Origin of the sequence: Agromyces salentinus, assembly GCF_009749395.1 — a bacterium.
Lineage (GTDB): Bacteria > Actinomycetota > Actinomycetes > Actinomycetales > Microbacteriaceae > Agromyces > Agromyces salentinus.
Map to the genome: position 1 here is coordinate 188,008 of NZ_WBIR01000007.1, position 26,496 is coordinate 214,503.

At 66.1% G+C, this 26,496-nt stretch carries 24 protein-coding genes and 1 pseudogene; 8 read left to right on the forward strand and 17 right to left on the reverse strand.

What is annotated here, in order from left to right; genetic code table 11:
• The first annotated feature begins 71 nt into the window (after window positions 1–71).
• Entirely contained in the window at window positions 72–551 is a 480-nt protein-coding gene (locus GQQ95_RS09500; RefSeq protein WP_246205343.1) for a VanZ family protein, read from the forward strand.
• Here GQQ95_RS09500 and GQQ95_RS09505 read toward each other — a convergent pair.
• The 3 genes from GQQ95_RS09505 to GQQ95_RS09515 all read right to left on the reverse strand — a co-directional run bounded on the left by GQQ95_RS09505 (window position 487) and on the right by GQQ95_RS09515 (window position 3,998).
• Window positions 487–1,617 carry a DUF418 domain-containing protein gene (locus GQQ95_RS09505; protein ID WP_157427424.1) on the reverse strand — a complete coding sequence of 377 codons (1,131 nt, stop codon included), beginning with the start codon at window positions 1,615–1,617 and terminating at the stop codon, window positions 487–489. The genes GQQ95_RS09500 and GQQ95_RS09505 overlap by 65 nt on opposite strands.
• Before the next feature lie 55 nt (window positions 1,618–1,672).
• Complete coding sequence (locus GQQ95_RS09510; RefSeq protein ID WP_157427425.1) at window positions 1,673–2,176, reverse strand: hypothetical protein; 504 nt, start codon at window positions 2,174–2,176, stop codon at window positions 1,673–1,675.
• Between the two features lie 94 nt (window positions 2,177–2,270).
• Window positions 2,271–3,998 carry a DUF4012 domain-containing protein gene (locus GQQ95_RS09515; protein WP_157427426.1) on the reverse strand — a complete coding sequence of 576 codons (1,728 nt, stop codon included), beginning with the start codon at window positions 3,996–3,998 and terminating at the stop codon, window positions 2,271–2,273.
• Between the two features lie 578 nt (window positions 3,999–4,576).
• Here GQQ95_RS09515 and GQQ95_RS09520 point away from each other — a divergent pair.
• The 5 genes from GQQ95_RS09520 to GQQ95_RS19810 all read left to right on the forward strand — a co-directional run bounded on the left by GQQ95_RS09520 (window position 4,577) and on the right by GQQ95_RS19810 (window position 10,310).
• Entirely contained in the window at window positions 4,577–5,794 is a 1,218-nt protein-coding gene (locus GQQ95_RS09520; protein ID WP_170297031.1) for an acyltransferase family protein, read from the forward strand.
• A 218-nt stretch (window positions 5,795–6,012) separates the two neighbouring features.
• Window positions 6,013–7,473, forward strand: a complete 1,461-nt coding sequence (locus GQQ95_RS09525) for a lipopolysaccharide biosynthesis protein (RefSeq protein WP_157427428.1) — start codon at window positions 6,013–6,015, stop codon at window positions 7,471–7,473.
• A gap of 2 nt (window positions 7,474–7,475) precedes the next feature.
• Window positions 7,476–8,384, forward strand: a complete 909-nt coding sequence (locus GQQ95_RS09530; RefSeq protein WP_157427429.1) for a glycoside hydrolase family protein — start codon at window positions 7,476–7,478, stop codon at window positions 8,382–8,384.
• A 92-nt stretch (window positions 8,385–8,476) separates the two neighbouring features.
• Window positions 8,477–9,184, forward strand: a complete 708-nt coding sequence (locus tag GQQ95_RS09535; protein ID WP_170297032.1) for a polysaccharide pyruvyl transferase family protein — start codon at window positions 8,477–8,479, stop codon at window positions 9,182–9,184.
• A gap of 124 nt (window positions 9,185–9,308) precedes the next feature.
• Entirely contained in the window at window positions 9,309–10,310 is a 1,002-nt protein-coding gene (locus GQQ95_RS19810) for a glycosyltransferase (protein ID WP_425482566.1), read from the forward strand.
• Window positions 10,311–10,366: 56 nt separating this feature from the next.
• On the opposite strand, the gene GQQ95_RS09545 is transcribed toward GQQ95_RS19810, so the two are convergent.
• The 8 genes from GQQ95_RS09545 to GQQ95_RS09580 are packed head-to-tail and all read right to left on the reverse strand — an operon-like array spanning window position 10,367 to window position 19,081.
• Window positions 10,367–11,368: a glycosyltransferase family 2 protein gene (locus tag GQQ95_RS09545; RefSeq protein WP_170297033.1), complete on the reverse strand. Its 1,002-nt coding sequence runs from the start codon at window positions 11,366–11,368 to the stop codon at window positions 10,367–10,369.
• A 14-nt stretch (window positions 11,369–11,382) separates the two neighbouring features.
• Window positions 11,383–12,633: a hypothetical protein gene (locus GQQ95_RS09550; protein ID WP_157427433.1), complete on the reverse strand. Its 1,251-nt coding sequence runs from the start codon at window positions 12,631–12,633 to the stop codon at window positions 11,383–11,385.
• Window positions 12,630–13,694 carry a hypothetical protein gene (locus GQQ95_RS09555; RefSeq protein WP_157427434.1) on the reverse strand — a complete coding sequence of 355 codons (1,065 nt, stop codon included), beginning with the start codon at window positions 13,692–13,694 and terminating at the stop codon, window positions 12,630–12,632. The genes GQQ95_RS09550 and GQQ95_RS09555 overlap by 4 nt, the downstream gene beginning before the upstream one ends.
• Window positions 13,687–14,607, reverse strand: a complete 921-nt coding sequence (locus GQQ95_RS09560) for a glycosyltransferase family 2 protein (RefSeq protein ID WP_157427435.1) — start codon at window positions 14,605–14,607, stop codon at window positions 13,687–13,689. The genes GQQ95_RS09555 and GQQ95_RS09560 overlap by 8 nt, the downstream gene beginning before the upstream one ends.
• Window positions 14,604–16,076, reverse strand: coding sequence for a sugar transferase (locus tag GQQ95_RS09565; RefSeq protein ID WP_157427436.1), 1,473 nt, complete (start codon window positions 16,074–16,076; stop codon window positions 14,604–14,606). The genes GQQ95_RS09560 and GQQ95_RS09565 overlap by 4 nt, the downstream gene beginning before the upstream one ends.
• On the reverse strand, window positions 16,070–17,002 hold the full coding sequence (locus GQQ95_RS09570; protein ID WP_157427437.1) for a beta propeller repeat protein: 933 nt from the start codon (window positions 17,000–17,002) through the stop codon (window positions 16,070–16,072). Before GQQ95_RS09570 ends, GQQ95_RS09565 begins: the two co-directional genes overlap by 7 nt.
• On the reverse strand, window positions 16,992–17,603 hold the full coding sequence (locus GQQ95_RS09575) for an arsenate reductase/protein-tyrosine-phosphatase family protein (protein WP_212275375.1): 612 nt from the start codon (window positions 17,601–17,603) through the stop codon (window positions 16,992–16,994). Before GQQ95_RS09575 ends, GQQ95_RS09570 begins: the two co-directional genes overlap by 11 nt.
• Window positions 17,600–19,081 (reverse strand): tyrosine-protein kinase domain-containing protein, encoded by a 1,482-nt coding sequence (locus GQQ95_RS09580; RefSeq protein ID WP_157427438.1) that lies wholly within the window; start codon window positions 19,079–19,081, stop codon window positions 17,600–17,602. The genes GQQ95_RS09575 and GQQ95_RS09580 overlap by 4 nt, the downstream gene beginning before the upstream one ends.
• A gap of 57 nt (window positions 19,082–19,138) precedes the next feature.
• Between GQQ95_RS09580 and GQQ95_RS09585 the strand changes: the two genes are divergently transcribed.
• Window positions 19,139–19,921, forward strand: a complete 783-nt coding sequence (locus GQQ95_RS09585) for a CPBP family intramembrane glutamic endopeptidase (protein WP_157427439.1) — start codon at window positions 19,139–19,141, stop codon at window positions 19,919–19,921.
• A gap of 76 nt (window positions 19,922–19,997) precedes the next feature.
• Here GQQ95_RS09585 and GQQ95_RS09590 read toward each other — a convergent pair whose 3' ends face one another.
• The 5 genes from GQQ95_RS09590 to GQQ95_RS09610 all read right to left on the reverse strand — a co-directional run bounded on the left by GQQ95_RS09590 (window position 19,998) and on the right by GQQ95_RS09610 (window position 25,740).
• Window positions 19,998–20,612, reverse strand: coding sequence for a thymidine kinase (locus GQQ95_RS09590; protein ID WP_157427440.1), 615 nt, complete (start codon window positions 20,610–20,612; stop codon window positions 19,998–20,000).
• A 39-nt stretch (window positions 20,613–20,651) separates the two neighbouring features.
• Window positions 20,652–21,815 (reverse strand): hypothetical protein, encoded by a 1,164-nt coding sequence (locus GQQ95_RS09595; RefSeq protein WP_157427441.1) that lies wholly within the window; start codon window positions 21,813–21,815, stop codon window positions 20,652–20,654.
• Window positions 21,812–23,026 (reverse strand): sensor histidine kinase, encoded by a 1,215-nt coding sequence (locus GQQ95_RS09600; RefSeq protein ID WP_157427442.1) that lies wholly within the window; start codon window positions 23,024–23,026, stop codon window positions 21,812–21,814. The genes GQQ95_RS09595 and GQQ95_RS09600 overlap by 4 nt, the downstream gene beginning before the upstream one ends.
• Window positions 23,027–23,167: 141 nt before the next feature.
• A complete protein-coding gene (locus GQQ95_RS09605; RefSeq protein WP_157427443.1) occupies window positions 23,168–24,223 on the reverse strand; it encodes an Rv2578c family radical SAM protein in 1,056 nt (351 codons plus the stop codon).
• A gap of 194 nt (window positions 24,224–24,417) precedes the next feature.
• A complete protein-coding gene (locus GQQ95_RS09610; RefSeq protein ID WP_246205346.1) occupies window positions 24,418–25,740 on the reverse strand; it encodes an FAD-dependent oxidoreductase in 1,323 nt (440 codons plus the stop codon).
• A gap of 95 nt (window positions 25,741–25,835) precedes the next feature.
• On the opposite strand from GQQ95_RS09610, the gene GQQ95_RS09615 reads away from it, so the two are divergent.
• Window positions 25,836–26,180 (forward strand): ArsR/SmtB family transcription factor, encoded by a 345-nt coding sequence (locus GQQ95_RS09615; RefSeq protein WP_157427445.1) that lies wholly within the window; start codon window positions 25,836–25,838, stop codon window positions 26,178–26,180.
• Between the two features lie 191 nt (window positions 26,181–26,371).
• Here the strand turns inward: GQQ95_RS09615 and GQQ95_RS19645 are convergent.
• Window positions 26,372–26,496, reverse strand: a pseudogene (locus tag GQQ95_RS19645) (IS481 family transposase); the annotation flags it as partial.

The window sequence follows — 26,496 nt, forward strand, 5'->3', positions numbered from 1 at the left end:
ACCGTATCCGTCCTGTGTGAAGCGGGGATGACGAACGTGGGACGATCTCGTACGTCACGTACCCTGACTGCATGATGGTGAAACGGATGCCGCCGCGCGTCGTGCTCGCGGTGCGCTGGCTGTTCGCCGCCTATCTCGTCGTGCTCGCGCTCATCGTGTTCCTGCCCGCATCGCAGGCCGGTCAGGTCACGGGCGTGCTCGGCTGGGCGGCGCGTGTCGTCGGCGACCTGACGGACGTGCCGGTCCAGGCGGCCTACGTCGTGCTCGAGTTCACGGCGAACATCGTGCTCTTCGTCCCGTTCGGCGTGCTCGCCCCCCTGGCCTTCCCGCGGCTGCGCCCGCTCGCCGTCATCGCCCTCGGCTGCGCGACGAGCGTCGTCATCGAGCTCGTGCAGTTCACGATCCCGTCGCGGTACCCGACGGTGTCCGACGTCATCGCGAACACCCTCGGCACGGTGATCGGATACCTCGTGGTGGCCGCCGTCGTCAGGCGGCGGGCTGCTCGGGCGCAGGTCGTGAGTCGGCCCGAGCCCGTCCGCTCGCCCACCTGAGCAGCCACTCGAGCGGCCCGCGGCCGATGAAGCGGCGCCAGAGCCAGGCGAAGAGCATGGACCCGACGACGAGGCCGACGAGCAGCGGCCACGAGTCATCCGTCACCGCACCCGTGCCCGGCTCGGTGCGCTTCGCGAGCGAGATGACGACGAGGTGCAGGGTGTAGATCGTCAGCGGCATGCCGCCCATGGCGGCGATCGGCGAGGTCACGGCGACGGTCGCGCGGCGCACGCCCGCGGCCGCGAACAGGGTGAGCGCGAGCAGCACTGCGACGACGGCGGCCCCCACGCCCGTGTTGCCGAAGGTCTCGAGCGAGGCGCGGAGCGGCACTGCCCACGAGGCCTCCGCGACCATCGTCGGCGGCGGTAGGAGCGACGCCAGGGGCAGTGCGATGAAGGCCGCCGCCGCGCCGACGAGGCCCGTCACGGTGACCGTCACCCGCGACTCGAGGTCGAGGCGCGCGAGCGCGACGCCGATCAGCATGACCGGGACCCAGATGACGGCGGGATACGCGCCGCTCACGACCCAGTCGGAGAGGAACCGCAGCGGCGTGAGGCGCGCCTGCTCGACGAACTCGGTCGTCGAGGCCATCGCGGCGAGCGCGGGCATGACCGCGAGCAGGCCGATGCCGAGCCCGAGCGCCACCCGCGGCGGCAGGAAGAGCAGCGGCAGCATCAGCAGGAACGCCACCCCGTAGACGTCGAGGATGATGAAGACGAGCGGATGCAGCGTCGCCGCGATCAGCACCCCCAACGCGATGAGGATGATCGCCCGGATCGCGACCTGTCCGCGCAGTCGGCGGCGCCCGCGCGGATCGGCGGTCGGTCGGATGCCGCCCGAGAGCAGGCCCAGCCCGATGCCGGCCGTCAGGGCGAAGAGCAGGCGCGGGCGCTCGTCGGCCACCGCCATGAGCGCGGCGACCCCCTCATCGGGCACCATCGGCGCGACGTGCGCGACGAACATGCCGATGAGCGCGAGGCCGCGCGCGATGTCGACGCCGACGACGCGGCTGGGCGCCCGCGATGCGGCGGCACGCCGAATGCCCGGATCAGCTGATCCGGGCATTCGAGGTGTCGTCACCGCGTTCGAAGGGGCGTCGCGGTCCGACGCTCCATGGTGATCAGGACTGGTTGCGTGCGCGGCGAACGGTGGTGAGCACGACGATCAGCGCGGCGCCCAGCAGGAGAGCTCCACCACCGATCCAGAGCCAGAGCACCGGCATGTCGTAGCCGGTGTCGGCGATGCCCGTTGCGGTGCCGCCTGCCGTGTCGGCCGGTACGACCGTGAGCGTGCCGGTCGCGACCGAGTCGCCCGCGGTCGCCGTGATCGTGTAGGTTCCGGGCGTGTTCGACGAGACCTGGTACGACACCGTACCCGTGGCATCCGTCGGTCTCGAGGCGGTCGACGCCTTGAGCACGCCGAGCGTCACGAGGTCGTCCGCGGTGGCCGTCGACGGCGTGCTCGCCGTGAGGCCGCTGAACGTCATCGTTCCCACCTCCCCGACGGTGAGCGTGACATCGGTGCCCTGGCCGACGTACCCGGCAGGTTCCGCATTCGCGGCCCCCGGAACGGCGAACAGCGCTGCCGCGGCGACGGCGACGGTTGCGAGGATCTTTCGGATCATGATGGCGTTACCCCTCGTAGTGCTTCATGAACACCAAGGGACGCATTTCGGAAGTCCCCCGGAGGTGTCGCCCTTCCGAAGAAACGACACTTGCTCACCATAGGGCAGATTCACAGGAAAGCGCGACCCCCAATGTTTCGGGCGTGTAAACCAATGGCGTTGACTCGAGGCGCGTATCCTTCTCGCCCGCGCTCCCGCCGAGGAAGCCGAAGCGGTACTCGGCGCTCTCGCCCGGTGCCAGCATCGAGACCACCTTGCTCAGGGTGTACCCCGTGTCGGAGGTGGGGTGATAGCCGGTCGGCTCGCCGTTCAGCATGACCCCGAGGTTGTACGTGCCCTGTGCGCTGTAGACGTGCACCGAGGTGCGGATGCTGCCCGGCGGGGTGCCGTACTCGCCGCCACCCGTCACGTACGTCGGAAGGCTGGTCGCGGCATCCGCCGGCGCCGTGTTGGTGAGCTTCACGACGATCTCGTAGTTCGGCAGTCCGTCGTTGCGGCAGGTGACCGTGCCCACGCCCAGCTGCACGTCGAGGTAGGGGTCCATCTTTGAACCCGTCATGTCGTTGAAGTAGACCCCGAAGTTCTGGGTCTGCTCGTCGCTCACGGGAAGGCCACCGGCGAGGGTGGTGTCGGCGAGGATCGCCTGCTCCTGCGGATCTGCGTTCCAGATCAGGATGCGACGTTCGGTGCCCGCCTGGGCCAATGCCTCGATGAGGGCCTTCGAGTCGAGCCCGCCCGCCGTGAGCGCTGCGAACGTCTTGGCCGCGGCGTCGGCGAAGACCGAGTCCTGCTGCCCGACCGCGTAGTTTCGGTAGACATCGCTCAGGAGGAACTGGACGGCGTTCTCACTCGAGAGCACCTCGCCGGTCGTCAAGGTGATCGGCCCGGTGGCGCGCAGCAGGTAGCTCAGCGTCACGGGGTCGACGGCGACGACGGACTGGACCTCAGTGCCGAACTGGCGCTTCCACATCTCGCGGGCGATCGTCGCGGCGAGGGGGAACTGGGGGGTGAAGTTCACGTCCTGGATGTAGCTGGCCGTGTTGTCGCCCCAGAGAGCCCGCGTCTCGATCGGCAGTTCCACGACGGTCGGCGAGAACTTCGGGAAGTCGCCCGAGTCCGCCTGCTGGACCATCGAGACGGTGCCGCCGTCCGCGTGCACCAAGGCGAGCGCCGAGGGCGATCCACCCAGTGAGCGCAACTCCGCGTTGTTCTGGAACAGCAGGAGCGTGTCCCGTGATCCGCTTGCGCCGAGCATCGCCGGAAGCAAGCGAACGGCGTTGTCGAGGGCGGTGACGGTCGCGCCGCCATCGGCGACCAGCGCGGTGAGCTCATCACGGGCGTCCGCGAGCGGCCCGATGACCGGCGCAGAGGCCACCGTCGCAAGCGCCGCGTCGGCGCTGTCGAATGCGACCCGCGCGCCGTGCATCGGCTGCTGCAGGTCGACCATGGACTGCAGGTCGACGGCACCGTTCGTCGGCGCGAAGGCGGCCAGGTCGATGCTGCCCGCAGAGCTCGCCAGCGGCACCACGGCGTCGCGTGCGATGCGGTCGACCGACGACGACACCACGCGCATGACCTGGAGGTTCGGCCCGATGCCGGGCAGCACCTCGGCGCCCCGCCAGATCGGGTCGCCCGTCAGTGAGGCAGCGGATGCCGCGTGCCCGGCGAGCTCGTCGGCGGACTTCTGCGCCGCCTCGGCGTCTCCGGCGACCACCTGCTTCTGGGCCGCCTGCGCGAGCGGCACGGCGGCCTGCAACTCCCCCACGGCCAGGAAGCCGCGAATGCCGACCCAGACGACGGCGAACACGAGCAGGGCGAGCACGCCGACGATCGACCAGACGATGATGCGCTTGCGGCGCTTGGCCCGCCGCGCCTTGCTCGAGCGATGGTGATGGTGCGAGCGGCCGGAGCCCGAACCTGAACTGCTCGAACCTCCCGTGCCCGAGCCGCGCGACCGGCTCGAGCTCGAGCTCGACCGCTGCGACCCGCTGGAGCCCGAACTCGGTTCATTCGAACGGCTCGACTCATGGCGCCGATCGGATGCCCCATCCCCATGGTTCCGACCCGACGACTCCGAACCCCCGGTAGACGGCGTCACGATCAGTAGCGTAACCCTCGGCCCTCTCGCGATTGATCAACACTCTGGGCAAACCGTCTCGCGATGGTTACGATCGCAAAAAGAGACGGTAGCGCGCTGGGGGGCCGAATGACCGAATTGACGCCGGGTTTGACGCTCGAGCGTCATTTACGGGATCTTTCAGTCTCCCCGACCAAATCCGACCACGCGCTCGTTAGCTCGAGATTTGGACTCTTGTCCCGCTCCACTACTCGTTGCGAGACCCGGCCATGAGCGCCCGACAAGTCGCTTTCGCCCCATCTTGGGGAAGACGAATCGTCGGGATGGAGGGCTTCCGCGCTATCGCCGCGACCGGCGTTCTTGTCGGACATGTGCGTGCCCACATGGCGCCGGACTTTAGCTGGGGCGCCGGAGCTCCCATTATCGGACTGCTCCTAAATGGGTTGACCCTATTTTTCTCGCTCTCTGGGTTTCTACTGTTCCGCCCCTTCGCATTCGCGCTGGTTACGGGCTCCGGCTTTCCAAGGATCGGGCGGTATGCGGGAAACCGAGCGCTGCGAATCTTCCCGGTATACATCGTGATCACCGCGCTCGTTTCGCTTGTACTTGGCTTGGCCTACCGAACGCCGTATCTCGAGACAACGAGAGAAGCCGCGGATCTGGTGGGTTATATGTGGGATCCCGCGCTCCTGCTCCTGAATTTCTCGATGCTTCAAACCTTTTTCCCATTCAGCATCAAGACCGGCATCGGAGTGGCATGGAGCCTTTCAGTCGAACTGGTGTTCTACGTGGCGATGCCTCTTCTCGCGGCCGGAGCGATGTACTTGCGACGGCGAAAAAGACTGGGGGGCGTCCTTTCTGCGCTTATCCCAGTGGCGGCGATTTTCGCGATAGGCCTCGGCGGCAAAGTCGTCAGACACCTAGTTTTTCGGGAATTACCAATGGGCAACGAGTTCGTGAACGCATGGGGCGGCACGTGGACAGCAGTGCTCGCGCGCGCCTTCCCTGTCCATGCGGATCTCTTTGCATTTGGCATGTTGGCCGCGGCAGTGGTAGCGGTCTTCGAGGCGGAACGACTGCCACAGCAGCGGGCAGCACTCATTCGGAAGTTGGCGCTCCTGGTAGCACTGCTGGCGGCCGTCGCGTCGATATATGGCCCGGTCGCCTTCCGTAGCACCTTGATGGCGGTCGTGTTCGGAGGTGTCATCCTCTTCGTGGCATTGCCAGCCAGAACGGGCCGAGCTGGAGTGACAGCCGCGCTCCTTGATGCCTTGCCGTTGAGGTTCGTCGGTTTGGTGTCATACAGCCTCTATCTGTGGCATGTGCCGGTTATATGGATGGTCGTACGTCTCGGGTGGGCGGGACCCGCGACGCCCGCCGGGTTTGTCTGGGACGTGGCCGTCGTGTTCTCGATCGCTCTCGCGCTCTCGACGTGCACGTATTTCGCCATCGAGCGCCCTGCTCTTGCACTGAAGCGTCTGACCGGGCGCCGCAAACCTCAGACCGACCTTCAGTTGCCGCCTGCTAACGGTGTTCGATGAGTAACTGCGGCGAAGCGCTGATCCGACGAGGCCGGATTCGCGCCTCACGTGTGTTCCTAGCCCCCACCTCGGCGACTGCAACCAACGTGCCCGCCGGCCCAATAACCAATTGACCGATATCGAACTAAGAGGACATGATGAACAGGAAAATGCGCGGGCCTCTCTTGCACGATCCACCAAGGCTTGGAGCGAGTCCCGTGAGTTCTGGAAGCTGATCGTTGGCTGACTACTCAGTCCCGAAACGCGCAGCAACTGGTGTCCTTTGGACGCTCGTCGAGCGGTGGAGCAGTCGCCTCTTAACGCTCTTCGTGATTGCCGTTCTGGCGCACCTTCTCGATCCAGCGAGCTTCGGGGTCGTCGCGATCGTGAGTTCCCTTATCGCGGTTGTCTCGGTTTTTGTCGAGTACGGCTTTGCTCAGGCGCTCGTTCAACGTGATCGAGTGACCGATGTCGACGTATGGACGTCCTTCTGGACATGCGTCATTCTCGGGCTTGTGCTATTCGGCCTGGTCTGGCTCGTGTCGCCGGCTATAGCCGGGATCTTCGGACAACCGGAGTTGATCTACTTGCTTCCGGTCGCCGGCGTCATGCTGATCTTCTCCGGCCTGTCGTCAGTTCCCGCAGCGATTCTCCAACGGGATCTGCTGTTCAAACCGTTGGCGGTACGACAGGTAATCGGCACTGTCGCGGGCTCTTCTATAGCGCTGCTATTGGCTTTTGGTGGGGCGGGTGTGTGGGCACTTGTCCTACAGCCTGTCGTGACGGCGTTCGCGAGCACCGTTGTGCTTTGGGCTGCCGCGCGTTGGCGACCTCGCCTCCAGTACTCATTCGCGTCTCTGCGGTCGAACTGGCGCTTCAGCGCTCAAGTCGTGCTCCTCGAACTCTTGAACGCACTGCAATCCAACATCGACAAGTTCATCGTCGGCGTTTTCTTTAGCCCCACGCAATTGGGCTTCTACTTTCTCGGTCAGCGGATCCTTACAGTCCTAATCGAGGTGTTCGCGTCTGTGTTGGCGCGCGTATCACTGCCAGCACTATCCCGGGTGCAAGGCGATCAGAGACGCTTCCTCGACTACTTCTACACCTTTACATTCGCCAGTTCCGCCGTGGCTTTCCCTGTCTTCGCGCTAGTGGCAGTATTTGGCTACCCACTCACCTCGTTCCTTTTCGGCGCAGAATGGGCGGAGGTAGTTCCCCTGATGTGGCTGCTGATGCCCTCGGCAGCGCTAGCCTCAGTGACCTTCTTTGACAAGAGTGCCCTATTGGCCAAGGGGCGAGGCGCAGTGTCCTTGGGTATCGCCACCGGTCAGTTCGCGTTCGGGACAGTACTGCTGCTGGCCGCCGTACCTTTCGGCCTTTATGTCGTCGCCGCAGGTCGAAGCCTCCGCCAACTTCTCTATTGGCCAGTCCGAATTGCCGCACTGAACAAGTACGCGGGTGTCAGGCCGCTGGCCTATTTGAGAAGATTCCTGACCCCGACCGTCGGTAGTGGGCTCATCATCATAGGTGGGCTGATCCTCAATGGCACGCCGTGGGCTGACGCCCCGACGCCCATCATCAGCTTTGTCGTTCCCGCAAGCATTACCCTCCTCGGCATCTACGCGCTCTTCATTTGCTGGGTGGAGCGCCGGGAGGTGCGACGTATCCTCGCGGTACTGCGAACGAGGGACGAGGAATAATCGTGACCAAACTCGTGCGCTTGTCAGGCCGACGGGATCTGCGTCTAGAAACATGGCTGAGCACGGTCTGCTCACGCTCCAACTTGCAGAATGTGTTTAATCCCAGCATCGCCACATTCCATGGCGATACCTTCATTTCGTTTCGAGCTGTGCCGCCCTCGGGTGGGCGGGTCAGAGCGTACCTAGTATCTGGTTCAGCCGAAGACTGGGAGCTCGTTGATATCTCTGACGAAGCTCAACAACAAGGAGCCCCGTTCATTGCCGACCCGAAGTTCGTCGAATTGAACGGCTCCTTGTACGCGACATTCAACACCGGCTACTCTGCCACGGCAAACAATGCGATATACCTGATGAGAATCGCCCCAACGCGCGGCTTGATACAAGAATGCGTAGTAAGTCCACGCCAGCGTGTGGAGAAGAACTGGGCTTTCTACATTGGTCCGAATGGCGCACTCATGGCGCTCTACAGCCTCTCCCCAGTCGCCGTCATCAAGTGCGTGGCCGGCAGCCTAGAAGACGACCGGCGTCAACTCCATTTCGACTACGGGTTCTCAGGCTCACCGAGCACAGCATCGCGAAAGCTGACTATCGGGACGCAGCTACTCGTAGAAGGCACCACGGGGCTACTGATCGCTCATCGCAAGTTTCATGTGGGGCCCAAGCGCGCGTACTTGGGCCGAGTGGCCAGAGTGGATCTTCGGTCAAGTGAGCATGACTTGACGCTTGGTACGAAGCTTCTGATCGACTCGTTCGGGCAGTTCGTTTCTCCAACAAAGAAGCTGAACCCAAATCTGTTGTCCGCCACGTACTTTTCGGGTCTTGCCCGCACCTGCGATGGCCTGCTGCTCGGCTATGGCATCAACGACGCGGAGTCGCGCTTCGCTCACCTCACAGAGGGAGAACTCTGGTGATACGCAGTTACTACTGGCAGCCCCGAACGGGTCCCTTCCAGTTCCGACAGTCGCCTCGATTCCGATATGGAAACGCAGGCGATTCTTTCAACGTGAATCTGATCGCTTCGCAGTATCCCGGTCAGCGTCTTCTCAATACCGACTCAGGGGGCCACCGACTGTTGTTGGTTGGGTCCACGGGACATCGTGCGCAGGAAGGCGACATCTTGTGTGGCGTTGGAGTGAAAAGCGAGGAGATTCCTGCGTTCGAGCTTCCCGACTCGATTACCGTGCGCGGGGTGCGAGGCCCCCATACGCTCAAAGCGCTATCTAGAGCCGGGCTCAACACGAGCGACGTGGCATTCATGGGCGACCCTGGGCTGCTCATCGGGCAGGTTTTCCCAGAGCTACAATCTGTTGCTCTGATCCCAGGGCGGATGTCCTTCATTCCACATTTCCGAGAACGGGCCCGATATCGCTCTAGTTCCGCTTGCCAGATCATCGACATCGATGCTCCAGCGGAGAAAGTCGGTCGGCAGATCGCAGAGTCGGAGTTCGTTTGTTCCTCTTCGCTGCACGGGTTGGTATGGGCACACGCCCTCGGACGACCGGCAATCGCTGTTGTTGGAAAGAGCGGCGAAAAGGCATTTAAGTATGAGGACTACTTTGCTTCTCTAGGCCTGGCATATCGACCGGCCGAAACGTTGGAAGCGGCGCTCGAGGCAGCACCAACTGCCCGAGTCGTCGATATTTCGTCTGTGATCCAGGGAATAAGTCTGCCTAGCCTCGCGGAACTAGAAGATCGGGGCGCGGTCGCATGACGATTCCCGCCCGCCTACGCGCCGCCAGAGGGTCGTCGTCGTGACAGCCACACAAAAAGGACGCTCCAACAGCAGTTCCTCCAAAGGTTGATAGGGCAACGAAGTCATGCGTATCCAGCTTTCCATGGCCCCGCCGGGCAACACGATCAAGTTTGTGGACCAGATAGTTTCCACTCCACGACCTGGTGACTCGTTTCACTATTACTCGTGGACCCGGTTCCTTCTAGGCAGGTATGACGTGCTTCATGTGCACTGGCCGGAACACCTCATACGCTCCCGATATCGAGCACTCGCCACCGTGAAAAGGGCCGCGCTCCGACTTCTGCTGGCCCGCCTTCGTCTCTTCTCAGTCGCGGTTGTTCGCACAGTTCACAACCTTGAGCCCCACGCACCGGTCAACGACGAAGAGAAACGGCTGCTCGATCTCCTCGATCGCCGGACCGATGCCTACGTGGTTCTCAATCCCACAACCCCAACGCCTGCCGATCGCCCGCGTTACTTGATCCCGCATGGGCACTATCTAGGCAAGATCGGTGATGCCGGCGTTACTTCCCGATTGGAGCGAACGACTTCTTTCATCCATGTCGGCCGAATCGAACCGTACAAAGGAGTGGATCAACTGCTCTCGTCCTTCGCGAAGCTAAATGTGCCGGATGCATCGCTGAGAATCGTGGGTCAACCGACCCGGGCTCTCCGGCTCACAATCGAAGGCGCCGAGAGCGAAGACAGGCGAGTCTCAAGCCGCCTCGGCTTCGTGAACGACGCAGACCTCGCTGACGAAATTCTCCGTAGTGAGTTGGTCGTGCTGCCATATCGCCAGTTGCACAACTCAGGGATCCTCTGGGTTGCGCTCTCTTTAGGGCGGCCCGTGCTCGTTCCTGATAACGCGGCCACCCGGGCAGTGGAGCACGAAGTTGGAGCGGACTGGGTGTTCCGGATGCAGACCTCACTTACGGCCGATGTTCTACGCGCGAGTCTTGACTGGGCGAGAAGCAGACCAGGCGAGTCCCCTCCTCGATTCGTTGCCAGAGATTGGCCGAGCATTGCATCCCGCCATCATGATATGTACGCGGCCACCCTGGCTGGGAAAAGAGCAGAGCGGCTGAGGAACGAGAGACCGATGTGAGGCGGGCGGGGCAGCAGCGCAATGCAAGTCGGCCGCAGTGCGCGGGGATCACGCGGTCAGTCCGCGACCCATCCCCGAGTAGACCAGCGATTGCGACCTAGGCGCCTGAAGAGATTCCGTGACATTGCAGGTGCGCACTTCGCGGCAGCGCACGTCAGAAACGTCCGCGGGTCCACTATTGAGCTCACCAGCTGTGCCCAGGTCAGCTGGCTATTGAACCTTCGGGTCTGATCGTTCGCCTCTGATGAATAGCGCCAATTCTCGCGTAGTGCTCTCCCAACGATGCCACAACGAAAACGTGCGCTAAGCCGTCGCGACCGTGCCGTATGAGGGACGGTATCCAGATGGTTCTTGGCGATCGAAAGTAGGGCCAGAAAATTCTCTGGCTGTCGTACTCCTCCGTTGCTGATTGAGCCATCACGTTGGACATAGGTATAGAGCACATCAGGAACGATAGAAACGAACTTCAGCATGGGCAACATCGCAAGAAGACCACCATGATCCGATTTCGAGCTGAGCGGTGGGAATGGTCGTACAAGGAGCGACGACCGCTTGAATAGTTTGTTCCACAAAGCTCCGGTTCCGAGCAGCAATACCTCGAGCGCATCCTCTCCCGCCAAGTCTCGCTTGCGGGATCGATAGCGAGCTACGAACTCTTTGCGCGATAGGTCCCGGCCAAACCGAAAAGCCGCCGAGCACACGACCACATCTGCTGCGTCCTCAAGCGCGGCGCGAAGCATCACCTGGACGAAGTCGCTCGACCACTCATCGTCTGCATCGACGAACCACACGTAATCGCCGCTGACCGCATCGAGTCCTACATTCCGCGCATTTGCTACTCCTTGGTTGACCGGCAACCTCACCAACTTCAGACGTGGATCGCCCGAGTACCGCATGATCTCGTCCACCGTCATATCCTCAGACCGGTCGTCGACGACCACGATCTCTATCAAGGCGTACGACTGTTCGAGCAAGCGTTCTATGGCACGGCCAATGTGCTTTTCAGCGTTGTATGTAGGCAAAACGACAGAAACAACCGGAGCGTCCGAGCCGTTCACCGGGCGGCCCTTCGTCACGAGATACCACCGGAGCGACTCGCCTCATGAGTGAACACAAGCGGCATGATCGCGAGGAGAGCAACGTAGGGCAATACCTCAATAGATTGGTAGATCATCGTTTGCAAGACGCAGGCCACGAGTCCCGCCCGGACCCAGGTATCGTCACGCGGAACTGCCCGGATGATGGCGACGAGTAGCCAATAGGTCGCAAATGCGCCGACGATCCCCAAGTTCAACAACTGCTGTAGAAGGCTCGATTCGACAACGCCAAGAGAGATCCCGTCGCCAAAGTTGCGGGAAATGTTGGTAACCAATCCTGTATAGCCTCCGAACAGAAGTGTCGAGTCCAACCAGGAAGCTATGCCATTGGCCCATTGCTCGACGCGGCCAACATTTCCGGCCGAACTGACATCGAGCGCGCTCACGGCTCTATTGAGAATGGGGTTGTCAGAGAAGGCGAGCAGGGCAATTGTCGACGCGAGGGTCAAGCCTATGATTGCCACGATTCTCGTCGCCACAGTACGACCCAGTAGGAGCGCGACCAGGATGGTCAGCGCGAGGATCATCATCCCTGATCGGGAGTAGCTCGTCAGAATTCCATAAATTGCAACGGCCGTAGCCAGGGCGAGCATCGAAGAGTGCTTCCGGACCCATCCCCCGAAGACCATGATCCCCAGCACCGAAAGCACCAAGGGGTAGTGAAGATAGCTCCCGGTCAGACCGGAGGGTCGCGCTTGGTCTCCAAACGTTCCGAAGTCGGTGCCCGACAGTTCCTCCCAGCCAAAATATTGTTGCCCCGTCGCCGCCGCGACTTGGACTAATAACACCCCCGTGGCCGCTGGAATCATTGCGATGATCGCATCCGAACGTCGATCTACATCAGAACCCCAGCAAAGGAGAAGCCCAATTGCCGTCAACGTTGCGACGTAGAGCAAGGGCGCGGTGGCTGAGCCCATGTTCCAACGATGAACAGTAAGGAACGTCGACACCAGTCCGCTGCACGCAAGAGCGTATACGGCAAGGTAATTCCCTGGCCGCCAGGTTCCTGGGATGATCGCAGCGCGGCGCCTGAGGAGAAGAAGCAGTGCGAAGGCGGCAGCCGCCTGAACGATGTACGCGGCCTGCTTTGCAACGACTAGCTCGAGCAAACCGCGAGACGTCAGCACTAAAAGCAAGACGAAGGCCAGCCCGCTAAAGTACCGGGGCGGACGTTCGGCGTGACGGCCAACAAGCGGCGTGAGCGTCCTTTCGCCTGAGGTGGTCATACCAACTCATCTCTGATCGAACACGACAGTTGACGTAGGCGTTCACCCGCCGCCTTCACCGCTTTCACGCTCTCAAGGCGCCCCCCCTCTAGGCCGTCGAGGTACGCGACCACAGACTCTGGAGTACTGATCGGCGCAGCGGCGAAAAGGTGGAGACCAGCCGCGCGAAGCGTTCGTCTTACCTTCAGGTCCGGATGGCCAAGGATGACAGCGGGAACGGCTCCGTCTACAGCGCCGAGAATCAATCCGTGAATACGATTGCCTAGCACGATGGAAGTTTCGGCGTACGTCGCGCGCACGAGGTGCTCCATCTGGATGAGGTTCGCACCCTCCCGGCCAATATGCGGAACGTTAAGCTGCTTCGCAAGCCTGCAATTTGCATGATAATCGCGGGAAACCTGGGTTACCACCAGAAGCTCTTTGCCTCGTTCTGCTGCCCAGCCGCCGACCGCCTGCAGTATTTCCAAGGATGGCAATGGCTTGTCCGACCGATAAATCAGGGCGATGAAGCGCCGATCATTGCCGGGGGGCCTGCCAGAAAGGGCGAAAGCCCAGTCCGGCGCTATGTCGCCACGACCAAATAGCTCGCTCGATGTTGCATCTCTCCAGACCGTTCTAGCCGCTAGCCTCGTCGCAGTCTCGTGACCGAGGCTCAGGGGGCGCGACTTGTCACGTGCTCCGATACCGAGCCGGTAGCCGGGATTCTGGAAGATCATCCCGATTGCCATGAGCACAGAACCGACGACACCCCAAAGGAACTCGATTCGGGTGGACGAGATCTCCCCAGGATTGGAAACGAACGCACTCCGCCGGAATCGCATCATTCCGATGCATGCCGCGAGGAACCAAACGACAAACGACCGATAAATCGTTGTTCCCCCTGGTAGCTCGAGGGACGCCACGTAGTCCGAGGGTGCCCCGCCCAAGTAGACGTGCCATGAACCGACGGGTCCCAGCTGCGCCATCATTCCGCGTCGAAGAATGGCGTCACCAAGATTGTCGTACTGCCCGGTTAAGTACGAGTACAACGCCCGCCCCTGGCTCAAGGCGGCGTCACCCATGCGAGCCCGCTTCGCGAGGGTCGCTAATTGCCCGGGTCAGCGCGTTGGCCAGCGCAGAGAGAACGAACCTCGACCAGATCGCGGCCACGACGAGCACATCGAGCACCGTGCTGCGGGAGCGAAGGTGGCGAAGGTAGAAGAGCGCCATGCTTCGATGGAATTGGTAGTTGAGGGCGACTCGACGCGGCCCATCCGAACTTCCACCCTTCAGATGGTGTGCGATCACCCGCCCGTCGTAGACGACACGCCAGCCCGCGTTTCGGAACCTCAGGCACCAGTCGAGATCCTCGGCGTACATCCAATATCGCTCGTCGAGTAAACCCACCTCGGCGAGCGCCGTCCCTCGCACGAGCATGAACGCGCCATTGATCGCATCGACGTCAGCGACCGCGTCGTCGGCGATATCTGGGCGTACGTAGTCCGAACCCGTGCGACCGAGCGCGCGAAGCACGAAGTACTTCGTTGCGGTGGCGACCGACGGAATGCTGCGCTTCGCCGCATGGTCCAGCGAACCATCGGCCGTCAAGAGACGGCACCCGACCATGCCGATGTCCTGCTCGCGCTCGAGAACCTCGATCAGGTGGTCGATCGTGCCGGGTTCGACGCGAGTGTCCGGATTGAGCAGCAGCGCGTAGGTGGCTTCGGATGCCCGAAGAGCGGCGTTGTTGGCCACCGCGAACCCGTCGTTCCCGGTGCGCCTCGTGAGTTGGACGCTCGGATACTCCCGTTCGACGACCTCGGCCGTGTCGTCGGGCGAGTCGTTGTCGACGACCTGAACCCGAGTCCTCACACCGGGCATCGCTGACGCCAGCGAATCCAGGCATGCCCTGACCAGATCGCTCCTGCCGTAGGTCACGATGATGATGTCGAGATCGAGAGTCGACCGGCTCGGTCCGGCATCCGGTTTGCTCATATGGCGCTCCCACCCGGGCTGACGACTGCACGGAATGTGCGCCAGAGGATCGCGAAGTCGCCGGTGATCGACCAGTTCTCCACGTAGTAGAGGTCGAGGCGCACGCTCTCCTCCCACGACAGCGTCGAGCGGCCGCTCACCTGCCAGAGCCCGGTCATGCCCGGCTGCACGAAGAGCCTGCGGCCGGCCGAACCCTCGTAGAGCGCGACCTCGGCGCGGCGCTGCGGCCTCGGTCCGACCAGGCTCATGCTGCCGTGCAGCACGTTGAAGAGTTGCGGCAGTTCGTCGAGCGAGTACTTGCGCAGCACTCGACCGATGCGTGTCACCCTCGGGTCGTTCGGCACCTTGAACAGCGGCCGCGTGTCGGTGCCATTCGCGGCGAGCAAGTCGGACAGCTGCGCATCCGCCCCGTCGGCCATCGAGCGGAACTTGAGCATCGTGAAGGGCTTGCCCTTGAGTCCGACACGCTCCTGCCGGTAGAACACCGGTCCCGGTGAAGAGGTCTTCACCATCACGGCGAGCACCGCGAACACTGGCGAGAAGACGACGACGAGCGCGAAGCCCACGATCAGGTCGAACACGCGCTTCGCGACGAGCTTGCGACCCTCGAACTTCGGCGTCTCCACGTGCATGAGCGGCAAGCCGGCGACGGGGCGGGTGTGAATGCGCGGACCACCGATGTCGATGAGGCTCGGGGCCACCACGAGGTGCTCCGCCCCGGGGATGAGGCCCCAGCTCAGCTCGCGCACGCGCTCCGGTCCGAGCTCGTCGGAGCTGGTGATGATCACCGTGTCGGCACCGAAGTCGCGCATCACGGCGAGCGCGTGCTGCATGCCGTACTCCACTGGGATGTGCGTGCCCGGCAGATACGGCTCGCCATGGCCGGGCAGGCAGGCGCCTGCCACGCGGTAGCCGGCGTGCGGCATGCGCTCCAACTCGCGGGCGATCAGCGCGACGGACGACGCGGAGCCGACGAGCAGCACCCGCGATGAGTACTCCCCGCGCTGACGCATGACGCCGAGCCACTGCCGCCACATCCAGCGGGAGAAGATCAGCACGAGCACGCCGAGCGGGAAGGCGATGAGGATGTATCCGCGACCGATGTCGATCTTGAAGAGGAACGCGACGATCGCGACCAGCCCGAAGAGTCGAACCGTGGCGTCGGCCACCGCTCGATACTCCTGCGTGCCGAGCCCCAGCACCCGCGGCGAGCGCGTGTCATAGAGCTCCAAGGAGAGCATCCACGCGGTCACGATCACGAAGGAGACGACCGTGTAGCTGACCGCGATGTCGCCTCGGGAACCGCCGTATCCCGGCGTGTTGTAATCGATGCCGACCCAGGCGATCTGCGTGCCGAAGACCACCCACAGCAGCACGAGCAGGTCGGTGATGCGCACGCGCGACGCGAGTTTCGACGACCACGCCGTGGTCGACATCGTGGCGGCCGCGTAGAACCTCCGCATCACCATGTGGCGCCCCCGTCCGTCGACCGCGCGAGCACGCCGCCCGCGTACGCCCAGACCGTGCCGTCGGACGCCACGTCGATCACGGTCGTGCCCGGCGTGAGGTCGGCTTCGAGGCAGGCGCCTGGCGCGGCATCGGATGCCAGCTTCGCGATGCGGATGCCGCGGCATCCGTCACCCGTCACCGCGACGAGGGTGAGCTCCGGGGTCGCCGTGATCGCGAGCGCGCCCGGCGGCAACTCGGTCACGGACCAGCTCGCGCCCGAGTCGTTCGTCACGACGGCCTTACCCGACTCGCAGAAGACCGTCGCCGTCTCGGTCGACGTCGCGGCGACCTGCACCGGTCCGTCGCAGGGAGTCGAGGCACCGGCGGGCCCGACGACCTGCGCGCCGTCGAGGTACCACGTGGGCTCGAGCTCGCCGGCCGGCTCCCAGTCGTCGCCCTGCACGAAGCTCCGGTATCCGCCGACGCCGCAGGACGTCGGGTCACGGGCGATCATGGTGACGATGTCGGCGTCGCTCGGGTCGATCGACTGAAGGTCGGTGAGGCCGGCCGTGTACGCGGGCGTCCAGGTCGCCCCGCCGTCGACGCTCACCTCGAGGGCGGCGGCTGCATCGGGGCACCGCCCCACCACTCCGCGGTAGGCCAGGTTGGCGTCGAGAGCGGCGAGCACGACGGTCGGGCGTACCACCGTGGGCACGGCATCCGCATCTGCGGCCGGCGATGGCGATGACGTCGGTTCCGACGGCGACTCCGACGCCGGCGGCGGCAGCGTCGGCAGCACCTCCCCCTGCGGCGGACTCGCGTCGGAACGCACCGAGGTGATGGCCCACCAGACGAGGGCCGCGTCGACGAGCACGAACACCACGATCGCCGCGACCGCCCACGGGGCGGCCACGAAGCGCGTCGTCGGCGTCTCGCTACGTGGCACCGGGACCGCCCGACACCGACGGAGTGACGAGGGCCGAGACGAGCTGGTCGATGGACTGGTCGATCAGCCTGCCCGCCTCGTCGTAGACCGCGTCGGGCGCACGGTACGGATCGAGGATGTCGTCGTCGTTCGGGTCCGACGGCGGTGGCGCGAGGCCACGGGATCGAGCTGCGGCATCCGTCGCCCGTTGCAGCGGCGACCGTGAACTCGGGTCGGGGAGGCCGGGGTCGTCGAGGTCACCCTCGGCGGCGAGGAACGCGAGCACCCTCGCGAACTCGCGGAGCGTGTAGGCGCGGCGGGCCGCCCGTGGCACGAGCTGGGCGACCTCGGCCCGATGGGCTCGGGTCGCGGTGAGCACGAGGTCGGCGTCCTGCACCATCCGCTCGGTCAGCTGACGCGCCGAATGCGCCGCCGGATCGGCGCCGTAGCGCACCGACTGGGCCGCCGCCTCGGGCGTCATCGGGCGACCGACGAGGGCACCGGTTCCGGCGCTCGACACGTGCACGTCGTGCATGCCGGCTGCGGTGAGGCGCTCGATGAGCATCTGCTCGGCCATCGGGGACCTGCAGACGTTGCCGGTGCAGACGACGAGCACGTTCACGCTCCACCCACCGGCTCCTGCTTCGGTTGCAGGTCGGCCCGCTGCTGCGGCGGCTGCTGTTGCTGCTGCTGCGGCTCGGGGGCGGGCGCGTAGCCGTACCCGTAGCCGTACCCATAGCCGTACTTGCCGTAGCCGTAGGCGTCGGCGCCCTTCAACGGGAGCATCGTGAGCACGATGCCCGAGACCTTCGCGTCGACGTTCTCGAGCACCGAGAACGCGCCCTTGACCTGCCCCTTGTGCGCGCGACCGACCGCCACCACGAGGATCGCGCCGCCGGCGGCGCGCGAGAGCACCGCGGCATCCGTCACCGGCAGCAGCGGTGGCGCGTCGAAGAGCACGACGTCGAACGCGCGGTTGAGCTCGGCGATGGTCTCGGCCATCGCCGAGGAGCCGAGCAGCTCGCTGGGATTCGGAGGCACGCGACCCGCCGGCAGCACGTACAGCTGCCCACGACCCCAGGGCTGGATGACGTCCTGCAGTTCGGCGCGGCCGATGAGCAGGTCGGTGAGCCCCACCGCACCCTCGATGCCGAGGTAGGACGCCACCTTCGGGCGACGCAGGTCGGCGTCGACGAGGAGCACCCGCGCACCCGCATCGGCCAGTGCGATCGCGAGGTTCGCGGCCGTCGTCGACTTGCCCTCGGACTCGATCGAGGAGGTCACCACGAACGAGCGCTCGGGCCTGGCCGCATCGAGGAACTGCAGGTTGGTGCGCAGCGCGCGGAACGACTCGGCCCGCGGCGAATGCGGGTCGGCGTGCACGATAAGCGGCCGGTCCTTCGCCTTCGGATCGAAGACGATGCCGCCGATGACCGGGGTGTCGGTGAGCAACTCCACGTCGCGCTCATTGCGGATGCGTGTGTCGAGGGTCTCGCGCAGCACGGCCGCGCCGATGCCGAGCGCGAGGCCGATGAGCCCGCCGAGAACGACGTTCAACATCACGTTGGGGCTCACGGGCTTCTGCGGCACCGCGGCGTGCTGCACGAGGGTCAGCCGCACCGGCGAGGCCTCGACCGGATTGCCGTCCGCATCGGTCGCACCCGTCGTCTCGATCGAGGACACCACGGTCGTCAGGCTCTCGGAGACGGCGGTCGCGACCTGGGCTGCGATGGCGGGATTCCGATCGATCACCGTGATCTCGATGAGGGAGGTGTCGGGCAGGCTCGTCGCCGTGACGCCACGTGCAAGCTCCTCGCTCGTCATGTCGAGCTTCACGTCGGCGATGACAGGCAGCAGCACGATGGGGGTAGACGCGAGGTCGGCATAGGTCTTGACACGGTTCTGGGTATACGTGTTGCCCTGCGTTCGCTCACCGATGCTGTCACCGCCCGAGGTCGACACGAAGACCTTCGCCGACGAGCTGTACATCGGCGTCTGGGCGATCGAGAAGGCGGCACCGCCGGCGATGCCGAGGAGCGTGAGCAACACGATCAACACCCAACTCTGCCGCAGGATGCGGATGTAATCGCGAAGCTCCACGTCGTTCAGTCCCCGTCCCCCGACCGTGCTGAAAGTGTCACGGATACGCTGGGCACCGTGGCACCCTCTCAACATGCCCCGCGGAGTGGGGGCCTGTCAACAACCGACACTCCCCCATTCGGAGTCTTCGACGCCGCGAATCAGCGCTGGGGCGTCGCGGATGCCGCGATCGGCGTGCTCCTCGCGACCGCATGCTCGCTGGGCTGGGCCTGGCTCACGCGCACCGTCGTCATCGACGAATGGCTGCAGGTGCTCGGTGCGTTCCTCGCCGTCTGGGTGCCGCTCCTGCTCGTGCTGTGGATCGCGGATGCCGCGCGCGGGCGTCGCTCGCACTGGCGCGACTTCGGGCTCCGCATCACGTGGCTCGACCTGCTCTGGGGTGCCGGCGTCGGCCTCATGGTGCGCGGGGCGGTGACCCTGATCGAGCTCGGCGCAACCGGACGCACGTCGCTCGACGGTGGAGTGCTCGCCCTGCCGACCGGCTTCACGTTCTGGTTCGGCGTGATCCTCGCCCCCGTCGTGCTGGGCCCGATCATCGAGGAGACGTTCTACCGGGGGCTCGTGCTGCGCGCCGTCGCCCGGGCCACGGCCCGGGCTGGCGGTACGAAGCGGGTCGCGGCATCCGTCGCGGTGATCGTGAGCGCGCTCGTCTTCGCCCTCGCGCACCTCGTGGGCGGCGGCGTGATGTCACCCGCGGTGGCGACGGTGACCTTCGTCGGAACGCTGCTCCTCGGGCTCGCGACCGGCGTGCTGGCGGCGACGACCGGCCGGCTCGGCGGCGCGATCGTCGCGCACGTCGTGTTCAACGGCACGCTCGTCGCGGCCGTGCTCGCCGGCTGACGCCGGGCTGCGGCATCCGCTCGGCATGCCGCTCAGCGCGGCGGGCGGCATCCGCTCGGCCCGCGGCATCCGATCGTCAGTGGCGGCCGTTGAGCACGCCGCCGGACTCCTCGAGGTAGCAGACGCCGCAGAGCGACTCGTAGGTGACGGCCTCGCCGTCGATCGCGACCTGGTCGCCGTCGAACACGAAGCGGCCGTCGATCGTGCGGCCGTTGAAGATGGCCTTGCGACCGCAGCGGCAGATGGTCTTCAGCTCCTCGAGGCTGTGCGCGATCTCGAGAAGGCGACGGCTGCCCGGGAAGGCCACCGTCTGGAAGTCGGTGCGGATGCCGTAGGCCAGCACCGGGATGCCCTCGATGAGCGCGATGCGCAGGAGGTCGTCCACCTGCTCGGAAGTCAGGAACTGCGCCTCGTCGACGAGCAGGCAGCTGACATCGCGGCCGGTCTCGGCGGCCTCGACCGCTCGACGCTGCTCGAAGAGCTCGCGCACGTTCGCGTCGGGCGCGATCACGAAGTCGACCGCGCGCACCACGCCCAGGCGCGACACGATGTCGCCGTCGCCCTTGGTGTCGACCGCGGGCTTCGCGAGCAGCACGCTGTGTCCGCGCTCCTCGTAGTTGAAGGCGGCCTGGAGCAGGGCGGTGGACTTGCCGGAGTTCATCGCGCCGTAGCGGAAGTAGAGCTTCGCCATCACGCGACCCGGATCGGGGTGCCCGTCGCCGGGCCGGACTCAACTGATCTCATGACGCAACTCCACCCTGACATTCTCCACCGTGACCTCCGACACGGCGACCATGCCCACCGCGCGCGCCACCGACGCGAACCGCTCGACGACGCGGCGCTGCGGGGGCTCGGCCCCGAGACGGCCGAGCACCTCGATGACGACGACGCGACCGTGCAGCGGTCCCCGTTCCGGGCGAACCACCGCGACGTCGACGTGCACGACCTGCGCCCGGCCATCGCCGGTGAGCCACGAGAGCAGTGCGGTCAGCGCCGCCCGCTGACCCTCGTTCAGCTTCGAGGCGGCCGAGTCCGGGTCGGCCACGAGGACCGCGATGCCGTGTTGGCGCACGAGCTCGCCGGCCAGGTCGCCGAGCCACGTCGAGGCGATCTCGCTCTTCAGGGTCGCCCGCAGGGCGTCGGCGAGGTGACGTGCCCGGGCGGCATCGGCGACCGAGACCCGCTCCTGATCGAGCACGCTCGCCAGGAAGGGCAGCACCTCGCGCCGGAGCACCGCGACGCGGCCGTGGTCGCCCGAGCGGGCCAGTCCCGCCCGAAGCTCGGTGTCTCGCGCGAGGACGACCCGGTTGGCCGTGCGCTGCCATTCGAGCGTCACCTGGACGATCGCCCATGCGTAGCCGGCCGCCGCCGCCGACGCCGTCAACGTGGGAGCCACGTACACGAACATCTTCGACGCGACCGGAGCCTCGTTCCACGTCGGGTTCGCCGCCCCCGCGATGAGCACCGCCAGCACGCCTGAGGCGAGCACGCCAGCCGTGAGCAACGAGAGCCAGTTGCAGAAGGGCGCGAGCGAGACCACCAGCACGCCGATCACGAGCGGCCCGAAGTCGTCGTAGATGTAGCGGTCGTTGCCGATGGTGCTGAGGTACTCGGCGACCGCGGCGCCGACCCCGATGACGACGACGATCCAGAGCCTCTCGGGCGTGACCGGAGCCCGCGAGGGCCGCGTGGCGTACGTCGCGTAGGCTCCCGCGATCACCACGAGCACGATCGCGGCGCCCGCGGCGAGCGGCGACACGACCTCCGACCAGTGCGCGACCGTGAACGAGACGGAGATCGCCACGGCCACGAGCGCGCCGAGCGGCGTGATCGCCGCTGAGGCGACCCCCGACACCGGGTCGATGTCCTGCTGCGTCAACCGACGGGTGCTCATGCGCCGCCCTCCGGGACCGTCAGCACGACGGTCGTCCCGATGCCGATCGCCGACCACACGCGCGCCGAACCACCGTGCCGCTCGAGCCGCTCGCGCACCCCGAAGCGGATGCCGCGCCGGTCGGCGGGAACGCGCTCGGGATCGAAGCCCACGCCGGCGTCCATGACGGCGACCGTGACTTCCCGGCCCCCGTTGCCGATGATCAGCTCGGCCTCCCGCACGTTCGCGTGCCGCGCGACGTTGCGCAGGCATTCGGCGACGGCCTCGTCGATGTCGGCCGCCCGCTCGGGGCCGAGCGCGCCCAGCACGGCCAGGTCGCCGGTCATCTGCACGTCGAGACCCTCTTCGGCAGCGGTGGTGAACGCATGATCGAGGGTCGGGAGGGCATCCGCACCGCCCACGGCGACGGGCGTGTGGATGTCGGAGGGGTTCGAGGAGCCCGCGCCGTGCGCGTCGACCCAGTCGCGGCCGATGACGAGCTCGAGGTCCTGGCGGATGTCGGCGCGCCGACGCTCGTCGATCGGCCCCGAGCCCGACGCCGCGATCGCGAGCAGGTGGCCCATCGCGATGTCGTACAGGCTCGTGATCGCCTCGAGCTCGTGATCCCGGCGGGCGACCGCGGCGTTGGCGCGCACGCCGGCGCGCACGAGCCCGGTCTGGCCGCGCACGCCGACGCGTCGATTCAGGCCGTCGAAGGTGCGGATCATGATGACGAGCCCCGCCGCGCCCACCGCCGCGAGGTTCACGACGAACGGGGCTCCGACGACCTGGGCGCCGATCCACACCGCGATCTGACCGACGACGAGTCCGGCGAGCGTCCAGGCGATCGCGGCGACCGAGCCCGTCCCGGCGCCGCCGACGAGCACGAGGGCGACGCACGGGATCGCGACGATCGCGTTGTTCGTGGTGCCCAGTTCGTACACCGGCTCCATCGCGACCATCGTCATGCCTGCCGTCGCGACGCCGCCGACGACGAGGTAGGTGAGGGTCGTCGCCACGGTGCGGCGCACGGCGACGAGCACCAGCAGCACGGCGATCGCCGCGGTCAGCGCCACCGCCGCCCAGGAGAGGGCGACGCCACTCAGCGCCGATGCGAGGGAGGCCAGGCCGCCCGCGCCGAGGTACACCCAGGCGCCCACGTGGCCGGCGTGCACGATGGCACGGCCCACGGAATCCCTCGAGAGGTCGCCGCCCGGAAGGCCAAGCGTCATGGTGTCCTCCGGGTTCGCGCCGGTGCGTCGGGTTCGCACGGGTTCTTCCGGATTATGACAGCTTCGGGCTCCCCCGGCGAAAGCCCCTGATCACGGGGGTACGCCGGGCGTCATCCGCCGGGTCGGTGGAGCGCGTGGGCGTCAGAACAGCGCCGACGGGTCGGCCGGGAACGCCGCCTGCGGCGCCGTCCGCTCGAAACTCGTCGCCGCCGACCGGACTCCACCGGTGACCGGGTCTTCGCGCCCGCGTTCGAGGCCGTGCGCGCGTACCAGCGGCGCTACCCGTGCGGCGAGCCAGGTGCGGTACTCCTTCGGCGCGTAGCTGTTCTGCCCGTAGTACATCGAGCGGTACTTCTGCTCGAGCTCGGGGTGCTCGCGCGCGAGCCACTGCATGAACCACGACTTGACCCCCGGTCTCAGGTGCAGGGCCGAGTACACGACACTCGTGGCCCCGGCCGCCTTGACCTGGCGCAGCGCCTCGTCGAGATGCGCCCTCGTGTCGGTGAGGTACGGCAGGATCGGCATGAGGAACACGCTGCAGTCGAGACCCGCCTGGCGCACGGCCGTGACCGTCGCCAGCCTCGCCTTCGTGCTCGGCGTGCCCGGCTCGATCGCCTGCTGCAGCTCGTCGTCGTACACCGCGATCGACATGGCGAGGTCGACGGGCACCTGCCGCGCGGCATCCGCGATCATGGGCAGGTCGCGGCGCAGCAGCGTGCCCTTGGTCAGGATGCTGAACGGCGTGCCACTCGACGCGAACGCGTCGATGATGCCCGGCATGAGCCGGTATCGGCCCTCCGCCCGCTGGTACGGGTCGGTGTTCGTGCCGAGCGCCACGGCCTCGTGCCGCCACGACCGCTTCGCGAGCTCGGTGCCGAGCACCTCGGCCACGTTGACCTTGACGATGATCTGCCGGTCGAAGTCGTCGCCCGCGTCGAGGTCGAGGTAGGTGTGGGTCTGCCGGGCGAAGCAGTAAACACAAGCATGGTTGCAGCCCCGATAGGGGTTCACCGTCCACGTGAACGGCATCGACGACGGACCTGGAACGTGGTTCAGTGCCGACTTGGCGAGCACCTCGTGGAAGGTGATGCCGGCGAACTCGGGCGTCTGCACCGAGCGGACGAGGTTGTTGAGTCGGGCGAGTCCGGGCAGCGTGCCGGCCTGCTCGACCCCGAGTTGCTGACCGCTCCACCGCATGTGCCTATTCGAACACATGTTCGAACGATCGACAAGCCGGCTCGCCCGCGGTGCGACATCCGCTCGGTGTGCGAAACGACGGAGATTCTCGCCGACACGCGGACGGATGCCGCGCCGAGCCGGCGTGGCGCCGAGAATCTCCGTCGTTTCGCCGGTCGCCAAAGACGAAGCAGTTCGGCAGCAGCAGCAGCAGCTCAGCCGCAGCAGCTCCCCGCACCCGCCGCATCGCCGACCGAGAGCCCCGTCGAGCACACGCCTGTCGCGGGCAGCACGAGTTCGACGCTCGAGGCCGACGCGAGGTCGCCCGCGAGCCAGGCCGTCACCGAGCGCACCTGCTCGTAGCCGGTGGCCAGCAGGAACGTCGGCGCACGCCCGTAGGACTTCATGCCGACGATGAAGAAGCCCTGCTCCGGATGCCGCAGCTCGGCGAATCCGTGCGGCTCGACGGTGCCGCAGGAGTGCAGGTTCGGGTCGATCAGCGGGGCGAGCCGCCTGGGCGCCTCGACGACCTCGTCGAGGTCGAGCCGGATCTCGCGGAGCGGATCGAGGTCGGGCCGGAACCCGGTGGCGTTGACCACGAGGTCGCTCGCATGCGTCACGAGCTCGCCGCCATGCTGACCGACCAGTTCGACGCCCTCCCCGGCGCGGCGAGCGCGCACGATCTCGAATCCGTCGACGAGGGCGATGTCACCCCGGCGCACGGCGGCGTCGACGCGACCGCCGAGCCTCGCCCGGTCGGCCAGCTCGTCATCGTCGGAGGAGGACACGCGCACGGCCTGCGCGTTGCGGATGAGCCAGGTCACGCGCGTGCCTCGCTCCTCGCGGACCAGTTGCACGAGCCCCAGGAGCGTGTTCGCCGCGGAGTGACCGGCGCCGACGACGGTGGTGTGCCGACCGGCGAACGTCGCGCGGTCGCGCCCGAGCACGTCGGGGAGCGCCGGGTGCACGAGCTCAGCGACCTCGTCGAGCCCGAGGAGCCCGAGCCCGCTCGAACCGAGCGGGTTCGGCGTGCGATAGGTGCCCGAGGCGTCGATCACGGCCCTCGCCGTGAGCTCCTGGACCCCGTCGGCCGTGCGCACCCGAACCACGAACGGGGCCGCGGCACGGCCGGTGGTGCGCGTGCGATCCATGCCCTCGCGGCTGACCGCGACAACCTCGACCCCGGTGCGGATGCGGGACGCGATCGCCTCGACGCGAGAGAGCGGGAGCAGGTACTGCTCGACGAGTTCGGTGCCCGACGGAGCACGCTCGGGCGAGGGGATGCTCCAGCCGGCCTCGGCCTCGAGCAGTCGCGCGCTCGCCGGGTCGACGAGGTGCTTCCACGGCGAGAACAGCCGGGTGTGGCCCCACGCCTGCATGCTGTCGGCGATGCGGTCGCCGGCCTCGAGCACCGTGAAGTCGATGCCCCGCTCGACCAGGTTGGCGGCCGCGGCGAGCCCGATGGGCCCCGCCCCCACGATTACCACGGGGAGCGTCGCCAGGCGATCACCCGTCTGCACCCTCGGCGTCAGATCCACCAGCGTCACCATGACCTCCAGAACATTGAAGAACTTCGATGTCCTGAGTATGCCCAGATCTATCGAAGGCTGTCAATATCGAATATGATCGATATATGACCCTCCTGAACGTCACGGACATCAGTTCGGCCGCGTGCTGCGCGCCGCTCGAACGCGAGCCGCTCGGTGCCGACGAGGCCGTCGCCCTCGCGAACACCATGAAGGCGCTCGCCGACCCGACGAGGCTCCGGCTGCTCTCGATCGTCGCCGCCTCCGCCGACGGCGAGGCCTGCGTCTGCGACCTCATCGAGCCGGTCGGCCTCAGCCAGCCCACCGTCTCGCACCACCTCAAGATCCTCACCAACGCGGGCTTCCTCACGCGCTCCAAGCGCGGCACCTGGGCGTACTACCGGCTCGTGCCCGGCGCCCTCGGCCGGGTCGGCGACGTGCTCGGCGCCTGACACCGGCCGCCAGGCGGCGCCGTCGCGTGCGGGACCGGTGCCGCGCGCACACGAGATCGAGCGGATGCCGCGTCGAGCGGACGCCGCGTCGAGGCATCGCCCGCCCGCGGCATCCGCTCGTCGACTTGGCGCTGCAGCGCCGGCATCCGCTCGTCGACTTGGCGCTGCAGCGCCGGCATCCGATCGGCGGCCTAGCTGTACTGACCTCGACCGTTGTTGATTCGGTCGATGGGGGTTTTGCCTCCGATGCCGAGGTGGGTTCTGTCTAGGTTGTAGTGGTCGAGCCAGGTTGGCAAGGCTGCTGCGCGTTCCGTGT